9 protein-coding genes and 1 pseudogene are annotated in these 6,190 nt (G+C 60.8%); 5 read left to right on the top strand and 5 right to left on the bottom strand.

What is annotated here, in order from left to right:
• Both NW863_RS10800 and NW863_RS10795 read left to right on the top strand, forming a co-directional pair.
• A partial coding sequence (locus NW863_RS10800) for a zinc ribbon domain-containing protein (protein WP_414366298.1) occupies nucleotides 1-551 on the top strand: 551 nt, incomplete at its 5' end.
• On the top strand, nucleotides 548-1,084 hold the full coding sequence (locus NW863_RS10795) for an HNH endonuclease (protein ID WP_414366296.1): 537 nt from the start codon (nucleotides 548-550) through the stop codon (nucleotides 1,082-1,084). The genes NW863_RS10800 and NW863_RS10795, both read left to right, overlap by 4 nt.
• A gap of 9 nt (nucleotides 1,085-1,093) precedes the next feature.
• Here the strand turns inward: NW863_RS10795 and NW863_RS10790 are convergent, their stop codons facing one another.
• Nucleotides 1,094-2,029: an alpha/beta fold hydrolase gene (locus NW863_RS10790; RefSeq protein WP_414366294.1), complete on the bottom strand. Its 936-nt coding sequence runs from the start codon at nucleotides 2,027-2,029 to the stop codon at nucleotides 1,094-1,096.
• Nucleotides 2,030-2,136: 107 nt separating this feature from the next.
• Here NW863_RS10790 and ruvA point away from each other — a divergent pair, with 107 nt between their 5' ends.
• Nucleotides 2,137-2,751 carry a Holliday junction branch migration protein RuvA gene (gene ruvA, locus NW863_RS10785; protein WP_414366292.1) on the top strand — a complete coding sequence of 205 codons (615 nt, stop codon included), beginning with the start codon at nucleotides 2,137-2,139 and terminating at the stop codon, nucleotides 2,749-2,751.
• On the top strand, nucleotides 2,748-3,371 hold the full coding sequence (gene nadD, locus NW863_RS10780; protein ID WP_414366291.1) for a nicotinate-nucleotide adenylyltransferase: 624 nt from the start codon (nucleotides 2,748-2,750) through the stop codon (nucleotides 3,369-3,371). Before ruvA ends, nadD begins: the two co-directional genes overlap by 4 nt.
• A 182-nt stretch (nucleotides 3,372-3,553) precedes the next feature.
• On the opposite strand, the gene psaC is transcribed toward nadD, so the two are convergent.
• Nucleotides 3,554-3,802 (bottom strand): photosystem I iron-sulfur center protein PsaC, encoded by a 249-nt coding sequence (psaC, locus tag NW863_RS10775; RefSeq protein WP_011429399.1) that lies wholly within the window; start codon nucleotides 3,800-3,802, stop codon nucleotides 3,554-3,556.
• 283 nt (nucleotides 3,803-4,085) lie between these two features.
• Between psaC and NW863_RS10770 the strand changes: the two genes are divergently transcribed.
• Nucleotides 4,086-4,430, top strand: a complete 345-nt coding sequence (locus NW863_RS10770) for a hypothetical protein (protein WP_414366289.1) — start codon at nucleotides 4,086-4,088, stop codon at nucleotides 4,428-4,430.
• Nucleotides 4,431-4,434: 4 nt separating this feature from the next.
• On the opposite strand, the gene NW863_RS10765 is transcribed toward NW863_RS10770, so the two are convergent.
• The 3 genes and pseudogenes from NW863_RS10765 to NW863_RS10755 form a co-directional block, all read right to left on the bottom strand.
• A complete protein-coding gene (locus NW863_RS10765) occupies nucleotides 4,435-4,812 on the bottom strand; it encodes a DUF3493 domain-containing protein (RefSeq protein WP_414366287.1) in 378 nt (125 codons plus the stop codon).
• A gap of 3 nt (nucleotides 4,813-4,815) precedes the next feature.
• Nucleotides 4,816-5,457, bottom strand: a complete 642-nt coding sequence (locus NW863_RS10760; protein ID WP_414366285.1) for a hypothetical protein — start codon at nucleotides 5,455-5,457, stop codon at nucleotides 4,816-4,818.
• 125 nt (nucleotides 5,458-5,582) lie between these two features.
• Nucleotides 5,583-6,190: pseudogene (locus tag NW863_RS10755) on the bottom strand (gamma-glutamyl phosphate reductase); the annotation flags it as partial.

The following is a 6,190-nucleotide window of genomic DNA, read 5'->3' as shown; positions in this document are numbered from 1 at the left end:
GGGTCAATCACCGCATCGCCACTCGCGTCAGCGGGACGGAGTCCTTAGCGATTGTTTCTAGGGCCCAGGCGACCCACCGTTTTATTGCCTTGGAAGACTTGATTGGGATTAGGGAGCGTACCAACCAACAGCCGCGCAGCAAGAGAGAGCAGCGGCGGTCGAACAGTGAGGCCTACGGCCCGCTAGCGCGAGGGGCGTTCTCCCAGTTGAGACAGTTTCTAGAGTACAAGGCCGCCAGAGCAGGGGTGAAGGTGGTGGTGGTGCTGCCTGGCTACAGCTCGCAGACCTGCCACCGGTGTTTGTGGCTTGGGCAGCGGGAAGGGAAGCATTTTCGTTGTGTGAACCCGGCCTGTGGCTGGGAAGGGGATGCAGATTTGAACGGTGCCAACATGATTGCCCTTTTGGGGGTCGCTGTAAACCGGCCTAGAGGCCCGTGGTTGGCTTGCCAACTGCAGGGCTACCGTTCGCGTCAGCGGCGCGTAGCGCTTAAAGCCCGCTCCGTACTGCTTAGCGGCCGGAGCCGGGTAGTTTACCGGTGCGTAGCACTATGAGCAAGGTTTTGGTTTTAAATGCCTCCTACGAGCCGCTCAACGTCACCAGTTGGCGCAGAGCTGTCGTCCTTTTGCTCAAGGGCAAAGCCGAGCAAATCGAGCACAACGGCAAAGTAGTCTACGGCAACATCCCTCTGCCCACCGTCATCCGCCTGCGCCACTACGTTCACGTTCCCCACAAAGAGATTCCCCTGACACGCCGCAACGTCCTCTATCGCGATGGGCACCGCTGCCAGTACTGCGGTTGTTATGGCGAAGACCTCACCCTGGATCACGTGATCCCGCGCTCCCGCGGCGGCGGAGATACCTGGGAAAATGTGGTCAGCGCCTGTGTGCGCTGCAACGTGAAAAAAGGGAATCGCACTCCGCGTGAGGCTGGCATGCCCCTGCTGCGCCAGCCCCGCCGCCCCCCCAGCACCCTTTACTTTGAAATCTCCAAAGCTGTCAGCAGCGGATCCTACCGGGAATGGCTGAAGTACGCCATTGGCCTGGAAGGAGACTCGCCGCCAGAGCCGGCAGGCAACCCCGGCTAGCTCTCAAGGCTAAGGATGCAGGTCTGAAACCGGCGCTGCTTTGAAAGGGGGAGGAGAGGTGGTGGCCGGGATCCCCGTCTCGATCCACTGGTGGATCAGGGCATTGACCTGTTCGGGGCGCTCATCGTGAGGGCAGTGGCCGGCTTCCAGGAAGTATTCCACCGCCTGAGGGTAGTGAGCCCGGTACAGCTTGGAGCGCTCGCGGGCCCGCATCCAGGGATCCCGTTCGCCCCAAATCAACAACAGGGGGCGCACCAAGCTGCGCAGCAGCTCATCCACATAGCGCCCCTTCTGCCCGCCCCGCATCAGGGCCACGAACACATCGGCAGCCCCCGGATCCCGTGTGGGGCGATGAATGTCTTCCACCAGTTGATCCGTCACTGCCGCCGGGTCGTAATAGACCTGCTTCAGCTTGGAGCGAATCACCCGCGGCTGCCGCAAGTACTGAAACAATAGGTAAGACACCAGGCGCTGGCGCAGGCCCCAGCCCACCAGGCCACGCAGCCATTGCCGCCAGCCAGAGGGGGATCCCTTAGCAGTGGAAAAGCCACCGGCTCCGTTAAGCAACACCACCCCCCGCACCCACTCCGGCCACTCTGCCGCAAGGCTGAGCACCACATAGCCACCCAGGGAGTTGCCAATGGCCACCACAGGCCGCCGGATCACCTGTTGACAGAAATCCCGCAGTTGATCCCGCCAGATCTCGGCGCGGTAGTCCCAGTTGGGCTTGGCCGAACGGCCAAAGCCGAGCAAATCGATAGCATAGACCTGGTAGTGTTGGGCCAACTCAGGGATATTCTTGCGCCAGTGGTCGGTGGAGGCCCCAAAGCCGTGCACCAAAAGCAAAGGCTGCCCCTGCTCGCCCTGTTTGACATAATGAACGGATTGCCCCCGCCAAATCCAGCGTGCCGAGATGGGAGTGGCCGGTGCCGACGTTGATACCATAAGGTTTGCTCGTGAGCTTTTCTCATTCTAGATTCATTTAGATTTTGCCTAGCCAGCTCCGAAGCCGCCCCCGGGCAAGGTATCCTAAACACCGGTTGGATACGCACATGATCGCGTTTTTGACAGGCCACCTCGTCGCTGTGGAACCGGGAGAGCGCAGCAGCCTCACCCTGGAGGTGCAGGGGATCGGCTATCGCATCCAGGCGCCGGCCCGTTTTCTCAAGCAACTGCCCCCTGTAGGAGAGCCTGTGCGGGTGTTCACCCATCTGCTGGTGCGGGAGACCGAGCTGGTGCTGTACGGGTTTGGCTCGCCAGCGGAGCGGGATCTGTTTGTGGAACTGATCAAAGTCCCGGGGGTGGGTCCGGCTTTGGGTCTGGCGCTGCTCAACACTTTCGCTTTGCCGGAGCTGGTGCAGGCGGTGGTTACCGAAAATGTCCGCCTCCTCTCCCTAGCCCCAGGGGTGGGCCACAAAACGGCCCAACGGCTGGCGCTGGAGCTGAAAAGCAAATTGGCCCACTGGCGACAAGGCCTAGAGAACGCAGATCGCCCTCTGGCTGGCGGGCCGCCCCCCTCTATCCGGGAGGAGGTGGAAATGGCCCTGCTGGCCCTCGGCTACAGCCTCCAGGAAATTCAAGCGGCCCTGCAAGCCCTTCCACCTCAGCCCCGGCAGACGGAAGACTGGCTGCGCGAGGCCATCACCTACCTCAGCCAACAGCCATGAGTGGCTCAGCTCCCAAGCAGCGCCGCGTTGGCATTCTCGGCGGCACCTTTAACCCCGTCCACCACGGCCATCTGATCATGGCCGAGCAGGCCCTCTGGCAGTTCAACTTGGATCAGGTGCTGTGGATGCCGGCAGGGGATCCTCCCCACAAGCCCTTGGCCGCCGGCGCCAGCAAAGCGGATCGTCTGGCCATGGTGAAGCTGGCCATTGCCGACCACGAGCGCTTCGCCTGCTCCGAGCTGGAGATCCGCCGTCCTGGCCCCTCCTACACCATTGAGACACTGCGCTGCCTGATGCAAGAGCAACCCAACACCCAGTGGTACTGGATCATCGGGGTGGATGCCCTGCGGGATCTGCCCCAGTGGTACCAGGCGGAAGAATTGGCCCGCCTCTGTCACTGGATTGTTGCCCCCCGCCTCGATGCCGGTGATGCCGCCCAGGTGCTGCAGTCGGTGGCTGAGAAGCTGCCCATCCGGGCGACAATCTTGGACGCCCCCACCCTAACGCTTTCTTCCACCTACCTGCGTCAGCAAATCCAAAAAGGGGGATCCATCCGCTACTTGGTGCCCTCCGCTGTGGAGCACTACATTCGCCAACACCGACTCTATCTCGACCCTTGAAGAAAAAAGAGGAGGGCTCCCCCCTCTTCAATCAACCCATTAACCCATTTGCTACAGCAACGGCCCGCCCAACTTTTTTTTTAGGGAGGAGAAGCTGAAGATTGAAGTTAAAGAAGTTAAAGATGCTGTTTCCTTGAGCGGGCGGGCAATCGCAAAAAATTGCAACCCAACCTGCCGGCAGCTTAGTAAGCCAGGCCCATGCTGCGGGTGGTTTCGGGCCCAAGATAGACGCGGATGCTCAGGAAATCAGTGGGGCAAGCAGTCTCACAGCGTTTGCAGCCAACACAGTCTTCGGTGCGGGGGGCTGCAGCAATCATGCCGGCCTTGTTGTTCCCCTTCCAGGGCACCATTTCCAACACATCGGTAGGGCAGGCCCGCACACACTGAGTACAACCGATGCAAGTGTCGTAGATCTTGACCGTGTGAGCCATTAGCGTTCTCCAGTCGAGCTCTTTGAAAGGTTAAAAAAGGTTTACCCCTCTGGCGTGGCAGCCACACCACTGCACAGGTGCCCTCAGTGTACTGTAGTCCTGCCCAGCCACCCCAATCTCCGATCCAAATGTTCAAACAAATTTACATCCCCAGGGATCCCTTGCCGCCCCGACGGGAAGGTCGCCCTCGCGGTTGGGCTAGGATCGCTTGAGGAAGAGCAGGGCAAGGATCCTACGAATGGGACGCTCGGTGCGGAATTGGAGAAGGCAAACTCGAAGCCAGATGCGCCGCCTGGGCTCCGTTTTGGCCGGCATTTTGCAGGAAATCTATGAGGAGAACATCCCTCGCCTGCGCCGCTGGGATCGGCAGCTTACCAACTGGGTGTACCGCCGCGGCTGGAGGGTGGATCCCTCCTTGCCTAAGGTGGCTATCTACGTGTTGGGTACGGTGGTGATCCTAGCGATTCCAATTCTCACCTGGGCAGTTGTGGTTGCCTTGGCTGCCTTTCTCGCCATCCAAATGGTTCAAAAATGGCCCCAGGCAGCCCCCGCCAGGGATCGCCACTATCTGCCGAGCGCCGAGGCGGAGGACGACCCCGATCCCCGCCAAGAGGACTGGGACGATTGACGGGCTAACTGTCCCTGCGCTGGTACAGGGGATCACCCTTGGGTGGAGGGGGCGACTCTTTTGGGCTGCTAAGGCGCTGCCTCATCTGTCTGACTAGCTTTTGCTGGGAGCGGTTTTCCAGCCTGTTTAGGCCAAGGGCGCCGGCCAGGATCCCTAACTGTAAAGCCAAGCTGGGCAGGGTAGTCTCCAGATCCCGCCCTGCCAAGGCCCGAAAGAAAAACACAAATGCCCCAACGGTAGCCGAGAACCCCACCGCCAGGTAGATGAAGCGCCGCAAACTGCGGTAAGGAGCAGCCAGTTCCGTGAGCAGCCTCACCCGATCCGCCGTCAGATCCTGGGGCAAGCTGGCTTTGGGCAAAGACTTGGGATCCGATTCCGCCATTGGCTATACCTCCTCAGGCAACAGCAAGGGATCCCGCCCAGAAATCGCAGCCAAGCTTTCCTCGGCGGCCCGACAGGCGGCTAGGATATCTTGCTCTTCCCCGCCCAAGTAGACGCGGCCAAAGCTACCGAAAGGCATCACCTCGAGGATGTTGATCCGGGCCGATTTTTCTGCCTCATTGGCGGCCAGGGGGGCATAGCCTGCCGGCTGCACCTCCAGGATGTAAAGGGTTTGGCCCGCAAGAAGCATCTGGCCGCGGCGGAAACGGTTGATCAACTGGGTTTGGTGGGGATCGATGTTGCGGATGATCTGGCTAGAGATGATGCGCGGCCTTAGGCGCTCCCTTTCACTCACCCCCAAAGCCGCCAGGATGGCCCGCCCGGCAGTGCGGGTATCCCCCTGGTTGCTGGAGTGAACCTCCAAAAGACCGTAGAGGCGCTCTACTACCTGCAACCCTGGCCTTACCGAGGTGGCTTTGAGGGCGATGTCCATGACGCGGTTGATCTCAATGCCGGGGGAAATCTCGACCCAGAGGGAAGTGTCCCCCGGCAGGGGCAAAAAGCCCTGGGCCACCGTGCCCAGATAGGCGGCGTATTGGGGCTGGAGCCGATCCAAAAACACGTAGCTGCGTAGGTCAATCCCCAAAGGAGTTCTCCCCTAGTCGCCTGGGCTTTGTGGGATGACAAGCTGGGAGTGGATCCCTATCTTCAGTCTCGCCTGATCTGGCCAGCTTTGGAGAAGGGGGCCAGCGGGATCCCACCCTCCCACGGCTACAGGCCGCCCTGGGCCACCACCTTTACAGTTGTCAGGGCTTCCAGGTCGATGGGCCCGCGCACATGCAGCCGCTGGGTAGAAATGCCCAGGGACGGGTCGCGAATCGCCCCCAAGGTAGGGATCCCGCTTCCGCGGCCTGCTGAGAGGGGCGTGGTGTTGATGTGGATAAGGGCCGCATCCACCTCCTGGAGAAAGCGCTGGGCCGCCGCCTGGCTATCAGTGAGGATGGTTTCCGACTGATGGTAACCGTTTTTGTTAATCCAGGCGATAGCCTCCGTTAAATCCGCTACTAGTTGGAGGCGCAGATGGGGACGCCGGGTGGAGTCAAACCCTTCTCTCAGCGGCTGGAGCTGGGGAAATTGCTCTAGAATTGGGGTGGCCGCCTGAACGTCGATCTCCCCCTGACTGAGCAAAGCTTCGACCAGTGCTGGCAGATGGCTGGCGGCCCAGTCAGCGTGGATCAGCAGCCAGAGGGTGAGGGGCTGGTAGATGGGGATCCCTTCTGGGGCATAGCGAGCCAAGGGATTCAGCAAAGCTGACTTCACCAAAGGCCAGGGAGCGGTGCGATCCAGATAAACATGGCCATAGCCCAGGTGGGTAGCCA

It is taken from the genome of Synechococcus sp. B60.1 (genome assembly GCF_047462555.1).
In the GTDB taxonomy this organism is placed as follows: domain Bacteria; phylum Cyanobacteriota; class Cyanobacteriia; order Thermostichales; family Thermostichaceae; genus Thermostichus.
Note: the sequence above shows the minus strand (reverse complement) of the source record. Positions and strands in the feature narration are given on the sequence as shown.

Coding starts and splice junctions, on each gene's coding strand:
- NW863_RS10795 (WP_414366296.1), top strand. CDS start 548: ATGAGCAAGGTTTTGGTTTTAAATGCCTCCTACGAGCCGCTCAACGTC.
- NW863_RS10790 (WP_414366294.1), bottom strand. CDS start 2,029: ATGGTATCAACGTCGGCACCGGCCACTCCCATCTCGGCACGCTGGATT.
- ruvA (WP_414366292.1), top strand. CDS start 2,137: ATGATCGCGTTTTTGACAGGCCACCTCGTCGCTGTGGAACCGGGAGAG.
- nadD (WP_414366291.1), top strand. CDS start 2,748: ATGAGTGGCTCAGCTCCCAAGCAGCGCCGCGTTGGCATTCTCGGCGGC.
- psaC (WP_011429399.1), bottom strand. CDS start 3,802: ATGGCTCACACGGTCAAGATCTACGACACTTGCATCGGTTGTACTCAG.
- NW863_RS10770 (WP_414366289.1), top strand. CDS start 4,086: ATGCGCCGCCTGGGCTCCGTTTTGGCCGGCATTTTGCAGGAAATCTAT.
- NW863_RS10765 (WP_414366287.1), bottom strand. CDS start 4,812: ATGGCGGAATCGGATCCCAAGTCTTTGCCCAAAGCCAGCTTGCCCCAG.